Source organism: bacterium (assembly GCA_035380285.1).
Classification (GTDB): domain Bacteria; phylum Auribacterota; class Erginobacteria; order Erginobacterales; family DAOSXE01; genus DAOSXE01.
In genome coordinates this window covers 1-25,843 of sequence record DAOSXE010000020.1, presented here as the reverse complement: position 1 = coordinate 25,843, position 25,843 = coordinate 1, and the positions used below count along the sequence as shown (strand labels likewise).

Here is a 25,843-nt window from a genome sequence, read left to right as displayed (position 1 = left end):
GATCAGACGGAGACGACCTCGACCACTTCCGGGACCTTCTCCTTGAGAGCCCGTTCTATCCCCAACTTCAGGGTGAACTGGCTCATGGGGCAGCCGCCGCAGGCGCCGGTGAGTTTGACCTTGACCACCCCGTCAGCGCCCACGTCCACCAATTCCACGTCCCCGCCGTCGGCCTGAAGCATGGGCCGCACCTCGTCGAGAGCCGCTTGCACTTTCTCTTTCATCGCAACACTCCTTCCGCGTATTACTGGACCGGCGGAGTAAAGACCCGCGCCGCCAACTCCCGGTCGAGCATGAACAACCCCCCGCCCCGATCGCCGGCCAGTTTCAAGCGCTCCAGCAGATCGGCGGCGCCGGCCTCTTCCTCGACCTGCTCGGTCACGTACCATTGGAGGAAGGTTTCGGTGGCGAAATCGTTTTCGTCCCGGGCCATCCGGACCAGGCCGTTGATCAGGGAGGTCACGTACCGTTCGTGCTCCTGGGTCTGCCTGAAGACCGCGGTGGGGTTTTCCCATTCGGTCTCGGGCCCCTCGATCGGGCGCAGAACGACTCGTCCCCCCCGTTCGTTGATATAGTCGAAAAGCTTGACGGCGTGGAACTGCTCTTCCTGAGCCTGAACCCTCATCCAGTTGGCGAACCCCTTGAGGTTGACGGATTCGAAATACGCGCTCATGGAGAAATACAGATAGGCGCTGTACAGTTCCTTGTTGACCTGGGTGTTGAGAGCTTCCTCGATGGCGGGGCTGAGCATGGTTATCCTCCTCCCACGCGCGGGGCCGGGAGACGCTCCCGGCCCCGGCGGCGGTTACGACTTCCAGAGTCCGTGAAGATTGCAGTATTCCCGGGCGCTGATCCCTTCGCAATCGGTCCGGAGAGAAGCCTTGGGCTCCTCCCCCGGTTTGAGGAAACAGCGGGTGTGGCAGCAGCCGGAATCGCAGGAGATTTCGATCCACTCGATGTAATGTTTGTCTTCCATCGGGTGGGGAACCGAGCCGACCGTCACCACCACCCCGTCGTCCGTCCGTTCGATCACGGGGACGTGCTTCTCCCGGGCCCCGTCGGTGGTGTTCTCCCGCTGCAGGGACATGGGTTCACCGCAGCAGACCAGCTGGCCGCCGCCGGCGTGAATCACTTCCACGATATTCCCGCAGATTTCGCATTTGTAGACCTGCATCCGTGCCGTCATCGTCTCCTCCTCGTTGCTTACCAGTTTTCGGCCAGGATCTCGAAATGGGCGCGCGGGTGCGCGCAGGCGGGGCAGAGCTGGGGGGCGTCCGTTCCCGCATGAAGGTACCCGCAGTTCATGCATCTCCAGACCACGGGCTCTTCGCGCTTGAAGACCCGGCAGTTCTCGATATTGGACGCCAGGGCCAGATAGCGTTTTTCATGCTGCTGTTCCGCCACCGCGATCGCCGAGAAGGCGTCCGCGATTTCATTGAATCCCTCTTCCCGGGCCACCTTGGCGAAGCCGGGGTACATCTCGGTCCATTCGTAGTTTTCGCCGGCGGCTCCCTCCTTGAGGTTGGCCAGGGTATCGCCGATAACGCCGAAGGGGAAGGATCCGGCGATCTCCTGCTCGGCGCCGGTCATGAACTTGAAGAGGCGCTTGGCGTGCTCGCGTTCCTGGTCGGCGGTCTCTTCGAATATCTCCGAAATCTGGCGGAAGCCCTCTTTCCGGGCCTGCGCGGAAAAATAGGTGTAACGGTTGCGCGCCTGCGACTCCCCGGCAAAGGCGGCCATGAGATTGCGGGCGGTTTTGCTCCCCTTCAGATCCATCGTTCGTTCTCCTTCGGCGGCGCGCCGCTTTCCGGGGCCGCGCGGTTGCGGGTTGTTCACTCGTGTTCCTCGCCGGCAGCGTCCAGACAATCGGGACACCAGCCCTGAAACTCCAGCTCGTGCCCGAGCACCCGGTAGCCGGTCGACCGGGCGGCTTCCTCGTTCAAACGTTCTTCCACGGACAGCTCCAGATCGACCACGCGCCCGCAGCCGACGCAGCGCAGATGGTAGTGGTTGCGGGAGTCGGCGTCGAACCGTTTCCGGGACCCGGCGGTGGCCAGCTTGCGGATGGTCCCGGCGGCGGAGAGGGCTTCGAGGTTCCGGTAAACCGTGCCCAGGCTGATCCGGGGCAGCCGGCGGCGCACCATCTCGTGCACCTCTTCGGCGGTAGGATGGGTTTTCACTTTCCTCAGTTCCTCGAGAATCGCGCTGCGCTGCCGGGTCTTTCTCATCCGAGCACCTATATGCTATTGGGAAATATTACTGATATTGGCAGAGAGGCCGACCGCGGGCAAGTAAAACCGGTTATTTTTTGCCGGCATCGAGGAAGGAGACGCGGAGGTTGGTCAAAACCGGGTAGGCTTTGGGTGCGTTGGGGCCGGGGCGATAGTACATGACCTCGGGAAAGATTTCGTCCGGCCAGAGCTTGCGTTCGTAGTAGACTCGGGTCTTGCTTCCGGGAGGCCAGCTCATCCCCACGAAAACCGGGCGGGACGCGTCGGGAAGCGCCACCGTCCAGGAACTCCAGGCGCCGGTTTTTTCCCCGGTCAGGTACGACGAACGCGCCCAGAGCCGGTCGGGCTGATGGTCGCCGTCCGCGTCCTCGTAGACCACGAGGGTGAACCCGCCTTCCTCCCCCGGTGCGGCGTGGGCCGCTTCCACCAGCAGTTCGCTGCCCGTCCGTTTCCAGGGGTTGAGTTCCCAGACCTGGAGGTTGTAATAGTCGGCCAGCACGGTCTTGTCGGTCAGATACTCCTGGTTGCGGACGGCGACCGGGAACTCTCCCCTCCCCGGGCTCAACCGCGAGAGGTCGAGGAGAATCCGGTAGCGTCCGGTCTGGAGACCCGGATCGGCGGCGAGATCCCCTCCCCCGGGCCCGGAGACGGCCCGGGCGGGCGCGGCCAGGTCCCATTTCCGCCAGAGACGCCAGTCGTCGAAGAAGAGGTACCGGTAGAGGGACAGGTCCCGGGGGGATTGAGAGAACGTGGGCCCCTCGAAAACGCCGGGGCCCTCGATAAGATAATCCCCGTACAGCTCGACGTAGTTGTCCGCCCCCGCCGCCGCCGGGCGGAACTCGAGTTCGACTTCCAGCTCCCGGCGCCCCCGCAGCTTCTGGATATCCAGGGGAACCGAATACCACTGTCGGACCTGGTTCAGATGCCGGCGTTCCTCCCGCAGATAGACGGGGAAAGCCCGCCGGGAGGCGATGTACGAACCCGGATCCGGGCTCAGACCCCGCTGGAAGATCCGGACGGGAGCGCCGTCCACCTTGACCACGAGATCGTAGAGCCTTCCGGGGCCGGAGAGGAGGTCGAGCTTCAATTCGGCCCCCCGGTAGCGCTCCAGGTCCTCCGGAAGCGAGATCGTCTGGCGGACGGTCTGCCCCGGGCGCTGGAGTCTCACTTTCCATTCATGCCACCGGGGCGGGATCCCGATGGCCGCGAGGAAGACGAGTAGAACGGCGACCGCCGGAGCCGCGGCGCTCCACCAGCGCCGGCGACCGCCGCCCGGGCGGAAGCGGTAGACCAGGGCCAGGAGGGGGATCGGGGAAAGGGCGAAAAGGCCGGCGCAGAGCCGCCAGACCCGGAAGGCGGTCTGGGGTTCCAAACCGGGGAGCAGCCGGGGGGGGCGGGTAAGCCAGGTCAGCGCCCCGGTCGCCACGATCAGCCCCAGCGACGCCAGCAGCCGCAGGCGGACCCGGGACCGCCAGGTCGCCGCCGCCCCCGAAACCAGGTTGAAGACGAACCAGCAGGCGGCGCCGATCATGAACGGCATCGCCGGCAGGGTGTAGCGGCTTTCGGCGTCGGCGGCGAAGCAGAGGGCCCAGATATAGAGGGCGGTGGCCAGGAAGATCCAGCCCCTCGGGCCCAACCCGACCGCCAGCCCCAACCCGAAGACCCCGGCCAAGAGCAAAACCCGGTTGAGGCGATCGATCCCGTCCGCGTCCAGCAGGTAGGACTGGCGGAAATCGTTGTAGGCCCGGTGCCAGAACAGGCCGCCCTTGGACAGCAGCACCGGCACCGCCGCGGCCGGGCGACGGAGCAGGACCTGCAGGTAGGCCTTGAAATAGAGATCGTCGATCGGCGTCTCCCGGCCCCGGGAACCGAAGATCTCCCGGTGAATCTCTCCTCCGGGGTCGGCGTCGGTCTGCAGGCCCTGGTTGGGGGGGTAGATCCCGGTATAGATGGCCAGGCCGTTGCGCCAGGACCCGCTGATCCAGTGCCGGCCCTTGGAGTCGACCTCCCCGGTCCAGAAGTAGCGGGGAACGATGACGGCGGCGACGGCCGCGGCGTAGAGACCCGTTTTCCACCACCACCCCCGGTGGCGGCGGAACCGGAGGCCGGCGGCCAACAAGGGGATGTCGACGATGAAGACGTACTGGAAAAACGTCCGGGAGATCATGAGCAGGGCGGTGGCGAGGCCGGCCAGGACCATCCACCACCAGCCGCCCCGGGAGACGGCGGCCAGGAGCAGGACGGTCGCGAGCAGGAGGGCGAAGACGGCCACGGTCTCGGTCAGAAGCCTGCCTTCGGAAAAGACGGCGGGGAGGTAGAGCGCCGAGATCAGCAGGGCGCCCAGGGCCACGCTCCGGCGGCGGAACACCGCCAGGGCGATCAGCAGGGTCAGGAGACAGTTGACCGTTCCCACCACGCCCTGCGCCACCCGCACCGCCTGGAAATCGCAGCGGTGCAGCCAGTAGACCAGGCTCATGGCCAGGGGATAGAGTTCGCATTTGGGCAACGCCATCTCCCAGGCCTTGCGGTAGTGAGCGTCGAAGTCGGGAGTGCCCCAGGAGCTCCAGGCGGCGGCGAACTCCCGGGCCTGAAGGTTGTAACCGGCGGCGTCCCAGACCACCGGGAGCTGGGGGCGGTTGCCGATGAAATCGAGGCGGAGCCAGAGCGCCCCGGCCGTCAGGACCGCGGCCGCCGCGAGGAACCAGAGCTTCCCGCGTCCGCCGCCTGCCGCCGCGGCCGGGGTCATCGCTCTTCCTCCGGGGGAGCGTAGGGGAGCCAGGAAACGATCCGACCGTACCAGTCCCGCCCGGGGACTCCGTCCGCGATGGCCTCGACCGCGAGCAGGCCCAGTTCCATGGTGTCGTGCATATCGGTGTTGAGAAACAGCCCCTGGCGGCCGGTGGGATAGAGGTTGTCGATCCCGGCGGCGCCGATGAAGAAGCGTTCCAGTTCCCCCTCGAACCCGACCCCGTAAACGGGGTAGGCGTCCTTTACCCTCCGCACCAGGGTTTCGGTGACCCGGCTCCCGTCGATGCGTTCGATGCGGCCGATATCTTCCAGGGCCAGCTTGACCAGCGCGGAATCGGGCAGGTTCCAGAACTCGTCGCGATACCCGCAGCAGGCTTCGAAGGTGAGCATGGTTTCCAGGGGCGGTTTCTTCTCCAGGAGCAGGTTCTTCTGCTCGCAGAACCGGTTGAAGCGGAACCGGGGGTCGAGCAGGTAGACCCAATGCGCTTCCGAAACCATGGGCATCCTCACGATCAGGTTGACCAGGACGAGCGAACGGCTCGCCAGGGCCTGGGAAGCCCGGTAGGCGTCTTCCGGGACCTTTCCCCGCACCAGCAGCCCCAGGGCGGGAAGGGGGATGGTCGAAACCACCGCCGACACCGGCACCTCGGCCGGCCCGCCCGCACGGTCGATTTTGACCGAGGCGATCCGGCTCCCATCGAAAACGAAAGCGGAGGGGCGGCTGTCGAGCCAGACTTCCCCCCCCAGCCGGACGATCTCGGCGGCCATTTTCTCGAAGACGATCCCCATCCCTTCCTCGGGATAGAGGAAGTCCTCCCAGTAGGTCGCCTGCTCCTGCCCCTTCCCCCCCAGGAGCTTGACGATCACGTCCTTGAGATTGAGCTTGTGCAGCTTGGAAGAGGCGAGCCGGACCGAGAGCCGGTCGGCCGGCACCCCCCAGATCCGCTCGGTGTAGCGGCCGAAGCAGAGGTTATAGAGGGTGGTGCCGAAACGTTTCACCCCCCAGGTCCGGAAAGAGTCGTCGGGACGCGGAAAGATCCGGTAGCGGATCGAGGTGAAGACGAAATCCAGGAGCATGCGGGCCGAAAAAAACGGGTTGAGGCCGCGCAGGAGCTGCCAGAACTTGAGGGGGTAGTCGAACATCTTCCCCCGCAGGAGCATCCGCGTGATCCGTTGCTTGTAGGGCAGATCCCCGCCGTATACCTCGCGGACCAGGTCGTCGATCCGGTCGTGCTTGACGTGGTAGGTGTGGGGGCCGTATTCGAGGATGAAGCGGTTCCAGTACAGGGAGGAAGATACCCCGCCCACGACTTCTCCGGCCTCGACGACCAGGGGGCGGAGCCCCCGCCGGGCCGCTTCCAGGCCCGCGGCCAGACCGGCCGGTCCCCCTCCCAGGATCAGGAGAGGCGCTCCCTCGGGTGTGCGGGCGGACGGCATAAAAACCTACCAGATCCCCAAGCGGATCTCCAGGGCCCGGCAACCGATCATGAACCCGGTCCGGGCGATGCTCCAGAACTCCCGGAGCCCGGAACCGTGGCCGGAAGCGCCCCCCTGGCGGCTGGCGTACACGACCGGGATCTGAACGATCCTGAGACCGGCCAGGGCTCCCCGGACCACGATCTCCATCTCGTAAACGTAGCGGTTGTCCCGAAAGGGGATCTTCCAGACGGCTTCCGCCGTCCAGGCCTTCATCCCGGTGGTGACGTCGGTAAAGGCACTCCCGGCCAGAACGGAGATCCAGCGGTTGAGCAGGGTGTTGCCCAGGTCGCGGAAGAAACTGGAACGGTAAGCGGATTTGTCGACCCCTTTCATGAACCGGGACCCCACCACCAGGTCCGCTTCGCCGGCGGACAGCGGTTCGACCATCGCGGGGATGTCCGCCGGGGAAAACTGGAGGTCGGCGTCGAACTGGAGCATGACCGGGTGGGAAGCGACGCTGATCCCCAGTTTGATGGCGTGGCCCTTCCCCACGTCCCCGAAATTGCGGATGACCTTGAGATCGATCTCGGGGCGCTCCTTGCCCCATCTCCGGGCGGCTTCGGCGGTTCCGTCGCGGCCGCCGTGAACGACGAGGATCTCGGACCCCGGAGCGTGGGCGGCCAGCCCCTCGAGGACCCCGACGATGGTGTCCTCCTCGTTGAAGGTGGATACGATTATGCTGATCGGTTCCATGGGTCGGGAATTATCACACAAGCCCGCGGCGTTTTGCACCTTTAATCTGCGCCGCGGAGGCGACGGGGTCAGACCGGGTCCGGCGGAGGCGCCAGGCGCTGGGGGTCGTAAAAAACGATGTGGGTCCCGTTGCTCTCGAAATTGAAAGTCACTTCGAGCTTGGAGGCCAGGGCCTTTCTCACCGCCGGGCGGCAGGGCTCCTCGACGTAGAGGAGGAGGAAGCCGCCGCCGCCGGCGCCCAGCAGTTTTCCCCCCAAGGCGCCGGCGCTCCGGGCCGCCTCGTACATCCGGTCGATCTCGGGGATGGAGACGCCGCTTCCCATGGACTTTTTCAGAAGCCAGCTTTCGTGGAGCAGGCGCCCGAACTCCCTGAGGTCGGGCCGGCGGCTCTCGAGCAGGTCCCTTCCGGCCGGCGCCAGCGCCGCCAGGTCGGCCAGGTGGCCGAGGTTGGATCCGATCCTGGCCACGTGTTCCTGCTGGATGGTTTCGGAATAGCGCTGGATACCGGTGTAGAAAAGCATGAGATTGCGGTCGAGAAGCTCGATCGTCTCCGGGGGGCAGATGATGGGCTCGATCTTGACGACCCGTCCCGGGTGGAACCCGATGTAGTTGAGCCCTCCGTAGGCGGCGGCGTACTGATCCTGGAGCCCCACGTTTTCCCCCACCAGTTCCCGTTCGACGTAGACGGCTTCCCGGGCCAGTTGATCGGCCGAAACCCGCCGGCCCTGGTAGGCGTAGAGCGCGTTGAGGAGGCCGACCACGAAGGACGATGACGTTCCCAGGCCGGTCCGGGCCGGGAGGTCGGAAAAGTAGTTGATCTCGATGTTCTCCTCGATCCCCAGAAACCGCAGGCAGGCCTTGATCGCCGGATGCTTGAGTTCGTCGACCGTGGCCACGGTCTCCGCCCGCGAATACGAGGCCTTGATCCGATAGTCGAAAAAACCGCTGAGGTAGCTGACCGTCAGGTAGCCGTATTTGTCGATGGTGGTGGAGAGCACCGCGGCGGGGTGCTCCTCGAAATACTCGGGGAAGTCGGTGCCTCCCCCGAAAAAACTCACCCTGACCGGGGTCTGGGAAATGATCATGGCTGCCTCGCTTCCCTGGCGGCGATGAAATCCCGGACGGTGTCGGCAGTGGCCGGTATTTCCGTGAACTCGCCCAGTTTGTCGTTGTTGATCCGGTAGTGCTCCACGGGGACGGAGGCCGGTGCCGGCTCCGGGGGGGCATCCAGCATCCGGCGCACTTCGCGCAGGGCCACCGTCCCCCGTCCGCAGGCGTTGTAGACCTCCCCCCATCGGCCGGCCGCCGCCAGGGCGAAGACGGCACCGGAGAAAAAACCGGCGTCGAGGTACTGGTAGCGGGACTCTTCGGAGACCCGGAGCGGGATCCCATGGAGGAGGTCGTAGACCGGGTTCTTCTTCAGGCCGGGCCCCAGGATCCCCCCCAGCCGCAGGATCAGCCAGGAGGAAGCGTAGTGCCTGACCATCTGCTCTCCCAGGTATTTATGGAGCCCGTAGTTGGAGACGGAGGCGACGTCGATGACGGCTTCCTCGCGGGTTCGGGCGGGGGAGGAAGGGTCGGGGTAGACGTCGACGCTGGAGATGTAGACGTAATGGGAAAACCGGAAATCCCCGAAAGACGAGATCAGCCCTCCCAGGGAAATACGGAAATCCTCGGCGGGCTCGCGGGCGGCCAGGTACTTGCGGGAGTTGCCGGCGGCGTTGATGAAGAGGTCGCACTCCGTCCCCCGGCACTCCCGGTAATTGTCGAGGTCGACGGCCAGGCACTCGATTTCCCGGCGCTCGGCTTCCCGGACCAGGGCCGAGCCCACGAACCCCTTACCCCCCAGGACCACGGCCTTCACAGCCGGACGTCCCCCCGTCCGTAGTGTTCGGCGAACCAACGCACCGTCTTCTCCAGGCCTTCCCGCAGCGGAGTGGGACAGGAAAGGCCCAGGCCGTGGAGCCGGTCGGCCGCGAAGATCTTGTACTTTTTCCCGTCCGGCTGGGAGGTGTCCCAGACGATCTCCCCCCGGTACCCGGTCAGTTCGGCGGTCAGGACCGCCAGTTCCCGGATCGAGGTGGAGACCCCGGTGGAGAGGTTCACCGGTTCGGAGCTGTCGTAACGGTCGAGGAACCAGGGAAAGAGCCCGGCGACGTCGGCGGCGTAGACGAAGTCCCGGGTGGGGGATCCGCTGCCCCAGAGGACGACCCGCGGTTCCCGGCGGAGGGCGGCCTCGTGAAATTTCCTGATCATGGCCGGGACGACGTGGGAGTTGGCCAGCTCGAAGTTGTCGTATTCGCCGTAGACGTTCCCGGGAACGAGGACGACGGCGTTGAACCCGTACTGGGCGCGGTAGGCGGCCGCCTGGAGCAGGCCCATCTTCTTGGCCATGGAATACGGGGCGCTCTCCGCCGCCGGGAACCCGTCCCAGATCTGTTCCTCGCGGAGGGGGGACGGGGCGGTCGCCGAATAGCTGCACCCCCCCATCACCGCCAGGAGTTTCTCCGCGCCCGCCCTCCAACCTTCATGGATGGTCAGGGTGTTCATGACGATATTGCGGTAGAAGAAGTCGGCGGGGTAGTCGCGGTTGGCGCCGATGCCGCCCACGTAGCCGGCCAGAGCTACGACCCGTCCCGGGGCGATGTCGCGGTACATGGCCCGGACCTGGTCCTGCTCGGTCAGATCGTAATCCGAGGAGGAAACGCCCACCACCCGGTCGGCGCCGTACCGCTCCCTGAGAACGGGGACGATGTGCCGGCCGAGGAAGCCGGAAGCTCCGGTTACCAGGATGGGAGCGGAACTATCGGCGGCGGTTTTCACTGGTTGTCGTAGATCGAGTTCTTGATGAAGCCATAGGCTTTGATCAGGGTGCGGATCCCGTAGTCGAGGGAATAGCGGGGCTTGAATCCGGCGGCCTCGATCTTGGCGTTGCTGACGATGTAATCGCGGCGGTCGGGGTCGCGGCCGATGTCGGACGTGATGATCACCAATTCGGGGACGTGCTTTTTGATCACCCGGCAGAGCTCGAGCTTGGAAAGATTGGCGTTGCTGAGACCGACGTTATACGCCTGGTCCTTCATGGTTCCGAAACGTTCGAGCCCGAAGAGGAACGCGCGGGCGATATCCCGAACGTGGATATAGTTGCGCTTGAAGTGCTCCTCGAAAAGGACCACGCACCGGTCCTTTACCGCCCGGTAGGTGAAATCGTTGACGAGCAGATCCACCCGCATCCGGGGCGAAACCCCGAAGGCGGTGGCCAGCCGGAAAGCGACGACCCCCCCCTTGTCCATCAGCAGCTTCTCGGCTTCGACCTTGGTTTTCCCGTACAGGGAGATGGGCCGCAGCGGCGTGTTCTCGTCGCAGTAGACCCCCTTCTCCCCGATCCCGTAGCCGCTGTTGGTCACCGGGAAAAGCACCGGCTGGGAACGGCTGCGCAGATCGTTGAGGAGCCGAACGGCCCCGGTGTTGACGCTCCGGGCCTCCCCCGGATGCAGGGAGCAGGCGGGGGCGCCGACCACCGCGGCGAGGGGGACGATGACGTCCGCCGCCGCCACCAGGGGCTTGAGCAGGGACCGGTCCCGGACGTCGCCTCGAACCACCTCCAACCCCGGTTCCCCCACCAGGTGCAGGAGCGAAGTGCGGCTGAAGCGGAAGTCGTCGAGTACGGTCACCCGGAAGCCCCGGCGCAGGAACTCGCCGACCATCACCGATCCGACATATCCGGCCCCGCCGGTGACGAGAACGTTTCGTTTCCTCTCAGACATGGCTTTCTTCTCCAAACGTTGCCGCGCGCAGGTGTTCCGCCAACCGGCGCAGCCCCTCGTTCAGGGGGATCTCCGGCCTGAAACCGAAAAGTTCGCGCATCTCCTCGGGCGACGGACGGAACTCGATGTACTCGGGAACGGTTCCCCGGCAGCGGAGGTCGGGTTCGAGCCCGAACTCGCGGGCCGCCGTTTCGACCAGGGCCCTGAGGGTCAGCGGACTCCCGACGCAGAAATCCACGGTCCGATCGGCAACCCCGGAATCGAGGACCAGGCCCACGGCCCGGACGGCGTCCTCGACGTACATGGCGTCGATGAGGTTGCTGCCGTCCCCTCGGATTTCGAAGTCGGGACGGCGCTCCAGGGCGAACCGGCGGACGAGCCGGGTGTAGATCTTGCGGGCGGGTTCCCAGGGGCCGTACGCGCCGAAGAACCGCAGAACGACGTAGCTTCCGATCCGTTCCCGTTCCCGAAAAAAGCGGATATAGCGTTCGCAGGCGTATTTCCCCACCGCATAGGGGAGCACGGGCTCGACCGGGGTCCGGGGCGAAACCGCGCCCCGGATCCGGTCGTACACCGCGCCCGAGGAGAAATAAACGAACCGCCGGGCCCGGAATGCCGAAAGGAAGGTGACCAGGCTCAGGGGGGCGCTGCGCAGATCGAAGGCGGGGTCGGCCACGGAGCGGGCGGGGTCTCCGTTCCCCGCCAGGTAGACGACCGCGTCGAAGTCGTCACCCCAGTCCCGGGCCAGGGCGGCGACCGCTTCCCGATCGGCCAGGTCGCAGGCGGCGCACCTGACCCCGGCCAGACCCCGTCGCCGAACGAACTCCTCCAGTCCGGGGCCGAGATCGACGCCGTAGAGGTCCCGGCCGGCGCCGAGCCCGAGCAGGAGATTGCGCCCGACAAAGCCGTTGGCCCCCGCGATCAGAACTCTCATCCCTGCGTCTCCGGCTTCACAACCTGGGGGCGTACTCTCGGTACCAGTCGATGGTGCGCCGAAGACCCTCGTCCAGCTTGATCTCGGGAACGAACCCCAGCAGTTCCCGGGCCTTGCGGGTGCTGGGAATGCGCAGGGCCACGTCCGCTCCCAGTTCGTCGCGGTGGTTCACCGTCGAGGAGGACCCGGCCAGGCGGATGATACGCTCGGCCAGATCGAGGATGGTCACGGCCGCGGTGTGGTTGCCGATGTTGAAGACCTCGCCCAGCGCCGCGGGTTTTTCCAGACAGAGCAGGACCCCGCGGACGAAGTCGTCGATGTAGCACCACGCCCGGATCTGGGAGCCGTCGCCGTTGATCCAGAGAGGCTCGCCCGCGAGCGCGGCCAGGCAAAACCGCTGGATCGCCCCCTCCCCCACCTGGTAGGGGCCGTAGACGTTGAAGGGACGGATGGTGACGGTGGGGAGCCCGTACTCCTCGTGGTAACAGTGGGTCATATGCTCGGCGGCGAGTTTGCTCACGGCGTAGATCCAGCGCAGCACCCCCACCCGGCCGTGGATGGTGGAATCGCCCTCGTCGGCGTTGTAAACGAAGGAACCGTAGACTTCGCTGGTGGAAAAATCGATCAGCCGTTCCACCCCCTCCTCCACCGCCGCCTCCAGGACGTTGCGGGTTCCCTGCATATTCACGTTCATGGTCACGGTCGGGCGGCGGTTGACGGTGTCGATCCCGGCGATGGCGGCCAGATGTATCACCTGGGAACAACCGGCCATGGCCCGCCGGACCGAAGCCGGGTCGAGGACGTCGCCCTTGATGAAGGTGACGTTGGGATGACTGGTCAGCGCGGTGAAATGGATGGCGTCGCGGTGCTGGTTGTCGAAGACCACCAGCCGGTTGGCGTCGGCCAGGGCCCGGCAGAGGTTGGTCCCGATAAAACCGGCGCCGCCGGTGAGCAGTATCCGTTTGCCTTCGATCATCTTGCCGCTCTCTTTCCCGCCGTACCGGCCGGGTGCGGGCGGGCACGGAATCCGATCCCGCCGTTAAGCCATGAAAATATCACCTCGGAAGCTCCGACCGCAACCGTAACCGCACGGCGGCCGGCGCCGTTCACTCACCTTCCGCGGCGCCGGCACGGTAAAAGCGCACCTGCACTTCTTCCAGGGTCATCAAGCCTTCGGCGATGACCCGGTCGACGTCGGGGACGAAGGAGGCGATCTTCTCGGGGGTATCGATGATTTCGATCACGATGGGCAGGTCCTGGGCCAGCCTCAGTATCCTGGCGGTGTGCATCCTGCTGTCGGGGCCGAAACCCTCCATACCCCGAAGTACCGTAACTCCGGCCAACCCCGATTCCCGCGCCCGTCGTACGATCCACTGGTAGAGGGGCATTCCTTCGTACCGGTCGCTCTCCCCCACGAAAATCCGCAAAAGCCGTCCGTTCACCGGAAACATGTCGTTCACCTCACTCCAGGGTAGACAGGCCGTAACCGGCCATGACCGCGCCCAGGCCGAGCAGTACCTGGAGGCCGATGTTGGCCAGCCCCCCCAGCATCTGGCCGTCTCGGAGCATGGCCGCGGTTTCGTAACCGAAGGACGAAAAGGTCGTGAAGCCTCCCAGAACGCCGAGAAAGACGAAGACCCGGGTCCCGGGAGCGAACACCTCCAGGTTCTCCGCCAGCCCCCCCAGAAAACCCAGGACCAGGCATCCCGTCACATTGACGGCCAGGGTGCCCAGGGGGAAAGATCCCTCGGGGGCCAGACGCTGAACCCAGCCCGAAACCGAGTAGCGGAGAACCGAACCGACGAACCCGCCCAGTCCCACGATCAGGAGATTCTTCAACGCCATGTCCCTTCCCTCCCCCCGGCCCCGCCCGCGGGCGCCGGACCGGAAACCGGCCCGCGGCGGATCACCGCAGAGGGATATCCTTGCTGTCGATCCGGGCTTTATTCGCCTGGTAGAGCCCGGATAACCGCTCGTAATCGGCCTCCAGCCTGCCGACCCGGTCGGCGAACGCCTCCCGGTCCTCCCGGGCGCAGGCGGCGATAAGATCCTTGAGACCGTACCCCGTCCAATACCGGTTGCTCCGGGCGTACCCTCCCGGCTCCTGCTTGAAAACTTCCTTGAGGATGGCGAGGTCGTGCCCGATCCCGAAGGAATCCCGGGAATCCTCGTGGCTGAAAAAGTAATAGAAAACGTCGAAACCGGCCCAGGCGATGGCGGAGAGGCAGAGCGGGCACGGCTCGTGCGTGGAGAAAAATATCAGATCGCGGGGGTGGGGACGCAGGTCCCGGGGCAGTTCGTAGAGCAGCTTGATGGTGTGAACCTCGCCGTGCCAGAGCGGGTTTTCGATCTCGTTGTTGGAACCGACGACCACGGTGGAGAGATCGCCTTTCTTCAGAACCGCGGCCCCGAAGATCTTGTTCCCCCGGGCCACCTCCCGCCGGGTGAGGGGGACGATCTCGTTCTCCATCAGCTCCAGCAGGCGGCTGATGAGGACCGGATCGCAGCCGGCCTCCCGGCCGGGACGGCGAGTTTTCGGGTTTTGCGTCATGTCCTTCCTCCCCGGCTCCGAGCATACCCCATCCCCCCGGGCTCCGCCAAGACCGATCCGGAAAGATCAGGGGGCCGGCGCCGTGGCGGCGGCGAAGGAGACCTTGAGGTTGGTGACGATGGGGTTGGCCTTGTTGCGGGGTTCCCCTCCCCGGGAATAGAACATCACTTCCCCGAGAGGCTGGTCGATCCAGCGGCCGCGTTCGTAGTAGATCCAATTGCCCAGGCTCCAGCGGCTTCCCACGAAAATTCTTCCCCCGGGGGAGGTGAATTCCCAGCGGGACCATTCGCCCGCTCGTTCCGACTCCAGCAGCGGGGACTCGGCCAGGAGACGGTCGGGAAGTCCGTCTCCGTCTTCGTCGGCGTAAGCCGCCATCCGGAAGGACCCCTCGGCCCCGGGGCGGGCATGGGCCATCTCCACCACGACCGCGCTTCCGGCGGCCGGCGGAGGGGACACCTCCCAGAAACCGGAATCGAAGTAGTCGGCGTGCTCGACCCCTCCCACCGGGAGGTCGCCGGGGGCAGGGAGCAGGAGGCGCCCCTGGTCGGGCCCCGCGCCCGTTTCCGGATCGAGCACTTCCACGATCAGGCTCTCCAGGGTCTGCGGGCGGAACCTCTCTTCCCAGCAGACCGGGGAGTTGGCCCGGCGCGAGAGGCGCCGGCCGGCCCAGTCGACGATATCGTCCGCGAGCAGCCCCCTGATGGTTACGGTCTCGCGGTGGACTTCCCGGAGGGGATACCGGGAGGAAAGGTAGCGCAGTTCGGTGGCAAGGTTGGTGTGCCAGCCGACCAGGAGGACATAATCGCCGGGACGGACCGAGCTCCGGGATCCGGAAGTATAGCCCCGTACGGGGGTCCGGGCCCACCATCCCACCTTGCGGAGTTCGCTGGAGTAGACGCGGCGGCCGGAAAGGTGCTCGCGGATATAGTCGGCGCTGCGCCGGATGTCGGCGAAACTGTCGCGAGACCAGTAGAGAACGAAAGCCGTGAAAACCGCGGAGGCGCCCAGGGAAAGGAGGAGAAGCCCCCAACCCAGGCCGCGCAGGAGGCGCCGGGGGGAATCGAAAAAGACCGAAAGGCCGCACCCGGCCAAAGGAAGGGTAACGGCGACCAGGGTGTACTGGTAGCGGGGAGTCCACCATTTGTTCGCCACCAGGGTGTAGAAAACCCCGGCCAGAAAATAGATGAAGAAGACGAGCCAGGCGGCGACGACCGCGCTTCTCCGGGCGCGCCGGGCGACGAGGACCAGGCCCACCAACGCCAAGGCGGCGACGGGGTAGACGAGAACGTACGGATAGGACTGAAGATAATACGTCAGCCATTGCTCCCAGCGCCCGGACAGCGAACGCATGGAGTTCTTCATCCCTTCCTGGTACCAGGTGCTCATGGAAAGATAGCGCTGCCAGACATGGAGGAAAGCGTAGCCGGAGAAGGCGGCGGCCAGGGCCAGCAGCTCCAGGGGGCGCCTCAGGGAACGGCCGGGGCGCCCGCCGCGGGCGGGCAGCAGGTAGGAGACGACCACAAGCGCCGTCCCCCAGCCGGCGCCCAGCAGCAGAATCGGCCAGAGCGCGGCGGGACCGGGGAGCCCCAACGGAAAGATCCCCAGCAGAAACGCCAGCGCGGCCTCGGGCGCCGAACGCCAGGCCGGAAAAGCGGCGAACGCGGCCCCGAGCGCCGCCCAGCCCCCCAGGAAAACCGCCCACCAGTACGGCCCGGAACGTTCCCGGGCCGCGGTCCGGAACAGGTGGCCGGCCACGGCCGCCAGGGCGACGGGGACCAGGATGAGGCCGGTGGGATAGGTTACGACGCCCAGGCCGCCGCAGAATACGCCGGCCGCCAGCCACCAGACCGAACCGCTCTCCAGGGAACGGAAGATCCCGTAGAGGAAGGCGAGCACCAGGAAAGCGTACATTCCGTGGGGGAACACCCGCAGCGACCAGCGCAGAAGCAGCGGAGAAACGCTGTAGAAGAGCACGGTCAAAAGCCCGGCGCGCCGGCCGCAGACGATCCGGCCCAGACCGTAGAGCGGAAAAACGCACAGGGAAGCGAAGACGATCGAAACCAGGCGCCCGGCCAGTTGGGGATCGCCGGTGAGAAGCTCGAGCAGGTCGACGGCGAAGGGATAACCGGGGAGGATGATGGTCCCCCTCACCCGGTCGAGGGCGGTCATGTAGTCGATGCTGTCGGTGTAGGTGGCGTAATTCCAGGAGACCAGGGCCAGGCGCAGGCCCAGGTTGCCGAGAAAAATCAGGAGGACCCAGAAGCGGGTCCGGGAACCGAGACTCACCGCGCCGCCCCGCCGGCGCCGATCTCCACCGCCAGGTTACTGGCCCGGGGGCTGGTGGAGAGCGTGGGGAGTTCTCCCGAGGAGTAATACATCTCCGGGGAGAAACTCGCATCCTTCCATCCGGTGCGCTCGAAGTACACCCGGGCGCCTTCGCGCCAGGTGTAGCCGACGAATATCTTTCCCGTCGGCGCCCGGAAGCTCCATTGGCTCCAGTCTCCGGCCCGGCGGCCGGCGAGGAAGGGGGAACGGCTGATCTCGATGTCGGGGCGGCCGTCGCCGTTGCGGTCGGCGAAAGCGATGATGGAGAACCCGCCTTTATCCCCGCCGGCGGCGTGTTCGGCCTTGACCGTGACCAGGTCGCCGGGGGCGTAGGGCTTGAGCACTTCCCAGACCTGGAGACGGTGGCCGGGAGAAGCTTTCTCCCTGACCTGGGCGGCCGGAATTTCACCGGGGGGAACCCGGTATTCCCCGGTGTCGGTGAGCAGGGCGACCTCCTCCTCCAGCCGCATGAGCCGATAGAGCGTGACTCCCTCGAGAACGAGGAGGAGCACGACCACCGCTCCCAGGATCCTGACCGCGGCCGACGAGACCGAAGCGGCGCCGTCGGCGCGGTGACGCAGCGAAACTATACTCATGAACAGTCCTCCCGCGAACCAGACGGCCAGCAGGGGAACGAGGCTGGAACGGCCCGGCAGCCCCAGAAGCTGGCCCACATTGAACGAATTGAACTCGCCGGCGTTGACGAAACTGGGCTCCCCCCGGATGGCGAGGGCGCCGTCCTGGAAACACTCGAAGTAGAGGTCCCGGAAAGGCCGGGTCACGTACTCCTCCGGCCGGACCGAAACCGCGACCAGCATCAAGGCCGCGGAAACCGCGACCAGTGCCCCCGAGAGAAGCGGAAGGCGCCGGATACAGAAAAACGCCAGCAGCACCAGCCAGGGGAGCATCTCCATGGCGTGCCGGGGGCCGAGAGCCTTGCCTCCGTACCAGTAGGGGTAGACCGAATTGAGGGCGAAATAAGCCAGAGCCATGAACCAGATCGCCAGGGCCAGGCCGCCCCCGCCCCGGCGGCGGGCCAGGTACCAGGTGCCGGGGAAAATCAGAACCAGGAACGGGGAGAGGTGGAAAAAACCCCGATAGGCGCCGAAGGAGGTCTGCCAGACCACGTTGAGGAACGTGCGCAGTTGGAAGGAAAACCCCAACACCGGGCCCCGCTTATAGGCGGAGTGGGCGGCGGCGCGCTTGTCGAAGTAGGCCACGTACAGCCAGCGGCCGAAGACCGCCCGGTTGTACCCGAGCAGCACCAGAGCCGGGAAGAGGGCCCCGAGCAGGAACGCTCCCGCGTTCCCCCACCAGCGCCCGGTGCGCAGCCGGGCGGAGCGGAACAGGCAGTACAGGGATAGAACCGCGACGATGACGATGGTGGGATATTCCGTCACCACCGCCCAACCGCCGGAGAGCCCCGAGAGGAAAATAAAAAACCGGGCACGGGGGGCGTGAGGCAGAACGCAGGAGTACTTATAGAGGAGGTAGAAGGAAAGCAGCGCCCAGACCGATCCCGCCATATGGCCGTAGAGCATGGTGGAATAAGCGAAAGCCGGAGTGCCGACGAAGAGGGCGGCGACTGCCAGAAGCCGGGGGGCGGGGCGCCCGTCGAACAGCCCCAGAAGCCGGAAGAAGACCACTCCCCCCGCGGCGCAGACCGCTCCCACCGTCAGGACGGTGACCAGGTAGCTGACGAAGAGGTAGAGATACCTCTCCTCCACCAGGAGCAGGGCGGGCCCCTTGAGCCACGCGGCCGCCAGGAAGGGGAGCGTGCCCGCCAACACTATCCCCGGAGCCTTGTTGGGATAAGTCCTGCGCCCCACCTGGACGATGTCGTGGCTCCCGGCCGTCCCCTTGAGGTTGAGCTGGCCGTACTCGACGATGGAACGGATCTGGTCGAGGCGGGCGTTCTGATTGGCCCCCCCTCCCTGGTAAAAATAAGCGAAACTGAACAGAAGAACGAGGAAGAGGACCAGTTCCAGACGTTTCTCGATCAGGGTACGCGGCATTATTCACCCAGGCGGCGCTTGAGTTTCGGCTGTAAATCACCGTATTATAGTGCTCCCCCAGCGGGGGTGGTATTCTTTTTGACCGGGAACCAACCAAACGGGGATCGCTATGAAACTGTTCAGCCGCAGATTGTGGGGCAACGTCTTGATAGTCGCCGGGGTGGCGCTCTTTCTGGCGGTAGCCTACGATACCGTTCGGCCCTTCTTCCCCCGGGGACCGGCCGGGGGAGCGGCGGCCTGGGTCAAGAGCCTTTTCTCCTCCGCCGGCCGCGACTCCCGGGAAGCCCCCGACCGGGCCGCGCCCCGACCCCGCAAACCGCCGACGATGCCCCGGGAGATGGCCGAAAAAGGCCTGATGACCGGCAACATCCATAACACCCAGGGCAACTATGTCCTCTGGGTCTGGCGGGTCAAGCCCGAAAAGAAAACCGGGAGCACCGTGACCGTCCGCATCGCCCACGCCCTGGAGGGAGAAGACGGCGGATTTCACATCGTGGCCTTCGCCGACCGCAACGGCGACAACAAACCCGACCGGGAGATCGCCCGTTCCGAATTCCTGACCGCGAAGGAAACCGGGGATTGGAGCGAATTTTCGTTCAGCAGCGAAGACGCCGTCATTTTCGTAGGCTGCACCTGGCCCGGAGGGCGCAACACCCACGTCTACCGCGGTTCGGGGGGATGGCCGGGGGAGGATCCGGTCTTCGACGACCGCTTCTTCCATGAAATCAACCGGATGGAAGCCAAGGACGCGGGACCGGCCTACACCAACATGAAGATATCCTTCTCGGACTGACCCCGGCCCATGCAACCGTCCCGGATCATCCTGCTCGTTCTGGGCGCCGGCGGAATAGCGGCCGGGCTGGCGGTCAAGGGGTTCTTCACGGCGCCGGCCTACCGCCGGACCCGGTGGAAGACCCTCCTGGTCCTGGCGACCGCGGCCGCGATCGGATGGGGGTGTTGGGCGGCGGCCGTCCTCCCCGGAGGCACCTCCGCCCTCACCGGAAAAATCGTGGACCCCGCGGTGAAGGCGGGGCGGGCGCTGGACGACTGGCTTTTTCCCCACCTGCCCCTGCTCCGGCGCGCGGCGGCCGCCCTGGCGGCGGGACTGATCCTCTGGGCGGGGGTGGCCCGGAGGAAGGGGGGCGCCGGCTTCATCCTCCTGGTTCTGGGCTTGTCCTTCGCCCTGGCCGGCGGCGTCTTCCTGAGCGCCTGGAACTTCTTCTGGGGACCCCTGTTCCTGGTGGCGGGAGGCGTCTACGCCTTCGCCTCGGCCGCGGCTTCCCCGTCCCCGCTTCGATCCGGGGGACGGCCCTGGGCTGAAGGCGTGCCGGCTGCGGCGATGGCGGCCCTGACGGTCCTGCTCGCCTTCGCCCTCAGGGTCCACCTGCTGGGGGCGGTTTCCGTCCGCTTCGACCACTACGAGTCCGACTATGCCTGGCAGGCGCTCAACGTCCTCAACGGCCAACACGCTCCCTCCCTCTGGACCTCCACCATCTGGCGGGGGCTGGGGCATCTGAACCTCTCCCCCGTCTACACCTACTGCGTAGCCCTCTCCTTTCGTCTCCTCGGGGTTTCCCTGGCCTCCCTGAAGCTGGTTCCGGTCGTCTACGGCACCCTGTCCGTCCTCCTCACCTACGGCATCGTCGGCATCCTCTTCGGAAAACGGCTGGCCCTGATTTCCGCCTTGCTCATGGCCGTTTCCCCCCTCCACATCAACTACAGCCGGATCGGGCTCCTGCTCTGTTCGACCCAGACGGTCAGCCTTCTTATCGTGTTCCTGCTGCTGAGGGCCCTGCTGCGGCGCGACGTCACCTCCTGGATCCTGCTGGGGGCCGCCTGCTCCTTCGCCGGTTATTTTTATTCACCGGCCAAATACCCGGTGCTGCTGGCGGCGGTTCTCATTCTCTTTTTCCTGTTCTTCCACCGGGGGTTTCTGCGGGGAAACCTGCCCGGCCTGGCCGCCGGGGTCCTCGCCGTCGTCGCGATCGGGGCCGTGTTGAACATCCCCGTCTTCCGGGTCATGGCCCCCAGTTTCGCCGGCTACGAATCGGTCTGGCACCGGACCCAGGGCCATCTCTACACCCCCCAGGCCGACTACCTCCGGGGGCTTCCCCTGGTCTGGGAAAACCTGCTCAAGCTGGGAGAAGATTTCTTCTTTTCCCGCAACTTCAACTACGACCCCTGGCCGCGGGGAAACCTCTTTTTCAACCCGGGCGTTTCGGTCCTTTTCATCCTCGGAATCGGCACCGCCCTGGCCCGTATCCGAAAATTGAACTACCGGCTTCTGCTCTTCTTCCTGGCGGCCTTCCTCGTCCCCAACCTGCTCTCCCGGCCCCCGGTGATGGTCAGACGAATGATGGTTTCATGGCCCTTCATCTACTGCCTGGCCGCGATCCCGCTTTCCCGCTTTTCCGTCCTGGCCCGGGCGGCGCTGGGGAAAACCGGCGGGGCGGCGGCGGCCGTCCTGACGGCGGCGGGACTGGCCGGAATCGGAGTCTTCAACTGTCACGTCTTTTTCGACAGCAACCAACCGGCGGGTCGCTGGGACGAGGAACGCTCGTTCGACGATTATCTTCTCTCCTTTCCGCGCGAATACGAGCTGGTCGTGGTCCCCATCAACGATCTCAGCCGCAAGACCATCAACTTCCTCCTCCTCGATACTTCCGGGAAACCGGCCTACGGATACCGCTACATCCGCCCCGACCTGGTCGAACGGACCGCCCGGGAGCTGTCCGCCGGGGGGAGGCCGGCGGCGCTGGTAGTCGCCGACCAGCAGCCGGCGTCCCGCCGGGTGCCGGAACTGGCGCGGGAACTGCCCGGAGCCCGGATCGACGAACCCAGGGACCGGTTCGGAAGACGGATCGCCCGGACGGCGATCTTCGACCGGCCGGTGCCGGAAGAGCCGTGAGTTCCGGGAGCTTCATCCTCGCTCCCGTCTTTCGGATGGCGGCCCTGGCTCTGGTCCTGGTCGCCGGAGGTCTGTTCCTGCGCCGGGAGCGGGTACCGCCGAACCGGCGGGCCCTGGCCGCGGGGACGGCGGCGGCGGTTCTGTACGCCCTGTTTTTCGCCGGGGTGCTGACGGCCGCCCGGAAGACGGCTTTCGGTCCCGAAGGCTCGCTGCCGGCGCTGCGACCCGTTTTCGAAACCATCGACCGCGGCGCCGGCGCCGCCGTCCTGTTCATGAAAAACCGCGGCGAAGTCCTGTTCGGGATCGGCGGCGCGGCGCTGTTTCTGGCCGCGGTCGCGGCGGCGGCGGCGCGGCGGCGGCGCGCCGGGGGCTTCCTCTTCCTGGCCCTGGCCCTGGCGCTGGCCCTGAGTGCGGAAAACCGACTGAGCGACGGCCTGGGCCGGGAGGGGTTCATCCGCTACCTGCTGGCGGCGGGAGCGGTCCTGGTCGCCGGGCTGTTCCCGGGCCCCGCGGAGCCGGGGCGCGGGAAACGGGGGGGGATGTACGCCGCCGGACTGGGCGCTCTGCTGCTGGCCGCCACCGCCGCCGGCTTCTACCGGATCGACAGCCAGCCCCGTTTCGACGAATTCGAAGCCACCAACGCCCTGGTCGGCGTCCAGCTTCTGGAAGGAGACCCCGACACCACCGATTTCATCTGGACCTATTTTCCCCGCTCCTACGGGGCGGATTCCTGCAGTTCGGCGCTTTTTACCGTTCCCGCCGCCGAGATGATGCGCCTCTTCGGGGTTCATCTGGTCGCGTTCCGAAGCATCTCCGTCCTCTGGGGGATGGCCGCCATCGCCCTGCTCTACCTGTTGGGTGCCCGGCTCTTCTCCCCCGGCGCCGGACTCCTGGCCGCCGCGCTCTTCGCCATCTCCCCCTGGCATATGACCATCTTCAGAGCCGGCATGTTCGGGAGCATGAGCATCGCCTTCGCCCTGCTCGTCTTCAACCTCTTCTTCACCGCCATCCGCTCCCAGCGGATCCTCCCCTATCTCTTCCTGGGGTTCGTCCTCAGTTTCTACGGTTTCTGCTACCTCCCGGTCAAAATCGTGCTCCCCATGCTTCTGGCGCTGTGGGTGGCGCGGGCCGCGCTGCGGCGCGGTTTTTTCCGCCGCAACCTGCCCGGCTTCCTCGTCTTTCTGGCCGTCTTCGCGGTTTTTTTCTCCATCCAGGCCGGGAGCCTGGGGATGATCGCCGACACCGCCTACAAAAGCTCCAAGGGGGGAAGCATCTACCCCTTCATCGGCAGCGAATCGCGGGCGGATATGTCCATGCGCTGGGAACTGGTGCCGGGCCAGCTCCTGACCAACCTTGAGGACCTCTACCTCAACCTCTGCGTCGACCGCTGGTCGGGCTCGTTCACCTATCCCCCCAAGGGCGGCCTGGTCAACCGGGCCGTCTTCCTGCCCGCCGTTCTGGGCCTGGCCTGGGCGCTGTACCACTGGAAACGCACCCGCTACCTGTTTCTCGTTCTCTGGATCGCGCCCGCAACCGTTCCTTTCATGGCCCTGGTCAAACCCATCGGTTCGCCGCCGCGGCACCTCATTCTCGGCATCCCCCTGATCTGCCTGGCGGCGGCGGTCTTCATCACCGCCCTGGGGTCGAGGTTCCTCGGACTTTTCCCCGGAAAAACGCGCCGGGTCGGAATCTCCCTGGGGGCGGCGGCCGTCGTCCTCTACCTCCTGCCCCTGACGGTCCTGAACGTCTCCCGCTACTTCGCCATGAAGGAACCGGATTCGAACGCGGTCGGGCTTTTCGTTGCCGACCTTTTCCGCCGGGGGCGGCGGACCGAGGTTCACTTCGAAAGCTTCTACACCACCCTGGGGCCGGCGCGGGCGATCGATTTTCTCTGCTACCCGGAAACGGGGAGGCTCTACCGTTATCACACCGACATCCACCGGTACTACGACTACCACGAAATCGCCGCCCATCCCCTCTGCGCCTACTTCGCGGGGACGGCCGGACTCGCCGACTCCCTGGTGCGCGCCTCCCGGGGAAGCGAACCGGGAGCGGTGGTGGTCCACCCCCCCAACCGGAAGGCGCTGGAGGCGGCGGTCGAATCCACGGGGGCGCGCGGCGCGCTCGGAGAGATCAGGGACCGGTGGGGGGACGAGATCGTCGGCTACTATTTCCTGCCGGAGTCCGGGGGGGCGATTGACACTGCCCCCGAACCGGGCATATAGTTTTTAATCCGAGGAACGCACATGAACGGGGTATCGATAGTCATACCGGCTTACAACGAGGAATCGGGCATCGCCCCGGTGGTCGGGCAGGTGCGGTCGGTCATGGCCGACAGCGGGGTGGACTTCGAGGTCATCGTCGTCGACGACGCCTCCACCGACGGGACCGCGGCCGCGGTGGCGCCGGAAGCGGCTTTGCTCATCCGGCACCCCGTCAACCGGGGTTACGGGGCCTCGCTCAAGGACGGCATCCGGGCGGCGAAGTTCGACACCGTCCTCATCACCGACGCCGACGGCACCTACCCCATCGACGCCATCCCCGCTCTCCTCGAGAGCGCCCGCGACCACGACATGGTGGTGGGGTCGCGGACCGGGGATCGGGTGGCGATCCCCTGCCACCGCCGGATACCGAAAGCGCTGCTGCGGGCCATGGCCAATTATCTGGCGGGGATGAAGATTCCGGACTTGAACTCGGGCCTGCGGGTCTTCAACCGCGAAGCGGCCCTGCGCTTCTTCAACATCTTCCCGGACGGATTCTCCTTCACCACCACCATCACCCTGGCTTTTCTCAGCAACGGATACCGCGTCGCCTATCTTCCCATCAACTACCACCACCGGGAAGGACGCTCCAAGTTCCGCCCTGTCCAGGACACGGGAAATCTGGTCAACCTCATCCTCAGAACCAGCCTGTACTTCCACCCCCTCAAGATTTTCGTCCCCGCCGGCGTCCTCCTCTTCCTCTTGGCCGCGGGCATCCTCGTCTACAGCAAATTCGTGTTGGGACGGGTCATGGATATAACCGTCATCGTGGTGATCATGTCGGGGCTGCAGATGATGGGCCTGGCCCTGATCGCCGACCTGATCGATAAGCGGATTCAGCGGTGAAAGTCCTTCTGATCAATCCGCCCCGGGAAAACGAACTCACCGGGAACAACCCGGCCCTGATCGACGAGGAGCGGGGCTTCAACCCCCCGCTGGGGCTGCTCTATATCGGCGGTTACCTCAAGGAGAAAACCGGGCATGAAGTGGAGGTGATCGACGCCCAGGTGGAGGAGCTGACCTATCCGGAACTGGAGGCCAGGATCCGGGAAGCGAAGGCCGGCCTGGTCGGCATCACCGCCATGACCTTCACCCTCCTGGACGTGGTCAAGACCGTCCGCACCGTCAAGGAGGCGTGCCCGGGGGTCCCGGTGGTCGTGGGCGGGGGGCATGTCTTCATCTATCCGGAAGAGACGGCACGGCTGGACGGCGTCGATTACGTCCTGGCCGGGGAGGGAGAAGCCGGCTTCGCCGCCCTGGCCGACTGCCTGGACGGGAAGGGCGCGCGGGAGAGCGTGCCGGGCCTGGCCTGGACGGACGAATACGGTTTTCACCGCAACCCCCCCGCGGAACTGGTCGCCGACCTGGACGCCCTTCCCTTCCCCGACCGGACCCTCACCCCCTGGCGCAACTACAGCTCGGTCATGGCCAAGCGCCAGCCGATCACGACCATGATCACCAGCCGGGGATGCCCTTTCCGCTGCTCGTTCTGCGGCAGACCCCATCTGGGAAAGCGGTTCCGGGCCCGCAGCGCCGTCAACGTGGTCGACGAGATGGAGGCCTGCCTGGAGTTGGGCATCCACGAGTTCCTGGTCTACGACGACACCTTCACCGTGAGCAAGCCCCGGGTAATGGAGGTCTGCGACGAAATCATCCGCCGGCGCCTCGATATCGGTTGGGACATCCGGGCCCGGGTGGATTGCGTCGACGCCCCGATGCTGGAACGCCTGCGCCGGGCCCACTGCGAACGCATCCATTACGGGGTGGAGGCCGGGACCGAAAAGATCCTGGCCGTCCTCAACAAAGGGATCACCCTCGACCAGGTCCGGGAAACGTTCGCCGCCACCAAGAAACTGGGGATCGAGACCCTGGGCTATTTCATGATCGGAGCGCCCTCCGAAACCCGGGACGACATCATGCGCACCATCGAC

The 25,843-nt window shown here is 65.9% G+C and carries 24 protein-coding genes; 5 read left to right on the top strand and 19 right to left on the bottom strand.

Going from position 1 to position 25,843, the window contains the following annotated elements:
* Positions 1–2 precede the first annotated feature (2 nt).
* The 19 genes from PLZ73_08670 to PLZ73_08580 form a co-directional block, all read right to left on the bottom strand.
* Complete coding sequence (locus PLZ73_08670; protein HOO77947.1) at positions 3–224, bottom strand: NifU family protein; 222 nt, start codon at positions 222–224, stop codon at positions 3–5.
* Between the two features lie 20 nt (positions 225–244).
* Positions 245–751, bottom strand: coding sequence for a ferritin (locus PLZ73_08665; GenBank protein HOO77946.1), 507 nt, complete (start codon positions 749–751; stop codon positions 245–247).
* 54 nt (positions 752–805) lie between these two features.
* Entirely contained in the window at positions 806–1,186 is a 381-nt protein-coding gene (locus PLZ73_08660) for a desulfoferrodoxin (protein ID HOO77945.1), read from the bottom strand.
* A 17-nt stretch (positions 1,187–1,203) separates the two neighbouring features.
* A complete protein-coding gene (locus tag PLZ73_08655; GenBank protein HOO77944.1) occupies positions 1,204–1,776 on the bottom strand; it encodes a rubrerythrin family protein in 573 nt (190 codons plus the stop codon).
* 56 nt (positions 1,777–1,832) lie between these two features.
* Positions 1,833–2,228: a transcriptional repressor gene (locus PLZ73_08650; protein HOO77943.1), complete on the bottom strand. Its 396-nt coding sequence runs from the start codon at positions 2,226–2,228 to the stop codon at positions 1,833–1,835.
* 73 nt (positions 2,229–2,301) lie between these two features.
* A complete protein-coding gene (locus tag PLZ73_08645) occupies positions 2,302–4,977 on the bottom strand; it encodes a hypothetical protein (protein HOO77942.1) in 2,676 nt (891 codons plus the stop codon).
* Positions 4,974–6,416, bottom strand: a complete 1,443-nt coding sequence (locus PLZ73_08640) for an FAD-dependent oxidoreductase (protein ID HOO77941.1) — start codon at positions 6,414–6,416, stop codon at positions 4,974–4,976. The genes PLZ73_08645 and PLZ73_08640 overlap by 4 nt, the downstream gene beginning before the upstream one ends.
* Positions 6,417–6,422: 6 nt before the next feature.
* Entirely contained in the window at positions 6,423–7,151 is a 729-nt protein-coding gene (locus PLZ73_08635) for a glycosyltransferase family 2 protein (protein HOO77940.1), read from the bottom strand.
* 68 nt (positions 7,152–7,219) lie between these two features.
* Positions 7,220–8,236, bottom strand: coding sequence for a kinase (locus tag PLZ73_08630; protein HOO77939.1), 1,017 nt, complete (start codon positions 8,234–8,236; stop codon positions 7,220–7,222).
* Positions 8,233–9,015, bottom strand: coding sequence for an NAD(P)-dependent oxidoreductase (locus tag PLZ73_08625; protein HOO77938.1), 783 nt, complete (start codon positions 9,013–9,015; stop codon positions 8,233–8,235). The genes PLZ73_08630 and PLZ73_08625 overlap by 4 nt, the downstream gene beginning before the upstream one ends.
* The gene (locus PLZ73_08620) at positions 9,012–9,974 is read right to left on the bottom strand and encodes an NAD-dependent epimerase/dehydratase family protein (protein ID HOO77937.1); all 963 of its coding nucleotides are present in this window, start codon (positions 9,972–9,974) and stop codon (positions 9,012–9,014) included. The genes PLZ73_08625 and PLZ73_08620 overlap by 4 nt, the downstream gene beginning before the upstream one ends.
* Positions 9,971–10,918 (bottom strand): NAD(P)-dependent oxidoreductase, encoded by a 948-nt coding sequence (locus PLZ73_08615; protein HOO77936.1) that lies wholly within the window; start codon positions 10,916–10,918, stop codon positions 9,971–9,973. Before PLZ73_08615 ends, PLZ73_08620 begins: the two co-directional genes overlap by 4 nt.
* Complete coding sequence (locus PLZ73_08610) at positions 10,911–11,852, bottom strand: NAD(P)-dependent oxidoreductase (GenBank protein ID HOO77935.1); 942 nt, start codon at positions 11,850–11,852, stop codon at positions 10,911–10,913. Before PLZ73_08610 ends, PLZ73_08615 begins: the two co-directional genes overlap by 8 nt.
* Positions 11,853–11,868: 16 nt before the next feature.
* Positions 11,869–12,828 carry an SDR family NAD(P)-dependent oxidoreductase gene (locus tag PLZ73_08605; GenBank protein HOO77934.1) on the bottom strand — a complete coding sequence of 320 codons (960 nt, stop codon included), beginning with the start codon at positions 12,826–12,828 and terminating at the stop codon, positions 11,869–11,871.
* A gap of 130 nt (positions 12,829–12,958) precedes the next feature.
* Entirely contained in the window at positions 12,959–13,303 is a 345-nt protein-coding gene (locus PLZ73_08600) for a DUF190 domain-containing protein (protein ID HOO77933.1), read from the bottom strand.
* A gap of 10 nt (positions 13,304–13,313) precedes the next feature.
* Complete coding sequence (crcB, locus tag PLZ73_08595) at positions 13,314–13,697, bottom strand: fluoride efflux transporter CrcB (GenBank protein HOO77932.1); 384 nt, start codon at positions 13,695–13,697, stop codon at positions 13,314–13,316.
* A 61-nt stretch (positions 13,698–13,758) separates the two neighbouring features.
* Positions 13,759–14,403, bottom strand: a complete 645-nt coding sequence (locus tag PLZ73_08590) for a nucleoside deaminase (protein ID HOO77931.1) — start codon at positions 14,401–14,403, stop codon at positions 13,759–13,761.
* A 66-nt stretch (positions 14,404–14,469) separates the two neighbouring features.
* A complete protein-coding gene (locus PLZ73_08585; protein ID HOO77930.1) occupies positions 14,470–16,689 on the bottom strand; it encodes a glycosyltransferase family 39 protein in 2,220 nt (739 codons plus the stop codon).
* Positions 16,686–18,743, bottom strand: a complete 2,058-nt coding sequence (locus PLZ73_08580; GenBank protein HOO77929.1) for a hypothetical protein — start codon at positions 18,741–18,743, stop codon at positions 16,686–16,688. The genes PLZ73_08585 and PLZ73_08580 overlap by 4 nt, the downstream gene beginning before the upstream one ends.
* A gap of 109 nt (positions 18,744–18,852) precedes the next feature.
* Between PLZ73_08580 and PLZ73_08575 the strand changes: the two genes are divergently transcribed.
* The 5 genes from PLZ73_08575 to PLZ73_08555 all read left to right on the top strand — a co-directional run.
* Positions 18,853–19,536, top strand: coding sequence for a hypothetical protein (locus tag PLZ73_08575; protein ID HOO77928.1), 684 nt, complete (start codon positions 18,853–18,855; stop codon positions 19,534–19,536).
* A gap of 9 nt (positions 19,537–19,545) precedes the next feature.
* A complete protein-coding gene (locus PLZ73_08570; GenBank protein HOO77927.1) occupies positions 19,546–21,651 on the top strand; it encodes a glycosyltransferase family 39 protein in 2,106 nt (701 codons plus the stop codon).
* Entirely contained in the window at positions 21,648–23,876 is a 2,229-nt protein-coding gene (locus PLZ73_08565) for a glycosyltransferase family 39 protein (GenBank protein HOO77926.1), read from the top strand. Before PLZ73_08570 ends, PLZ73_08565 begins: the two co-directional genes overlap by 4 nt.
* 21 nt (positions 23,877–23,897) lie before the next feature.
* Positions 23,898–24,758, top strand: a complete 861-nt coding sequence (locus PLZ73_08560) for a glycosyltransferase family 2 protein (GenBank protein HOO77925.1) — start codon at positions 23,898–23,900, stop codon at positions 24,756–24,758.
* The coding region (locus PLZ73_08555) for a radical SAM protein (protein ID HOO77924.1) at positions 24,755–25,843 on the top strand (1,089 nt) is incomplete at its 3' end. The genes PLZ73_08560 and PLZ73_08555, both read left to right, overlap by 4 nt.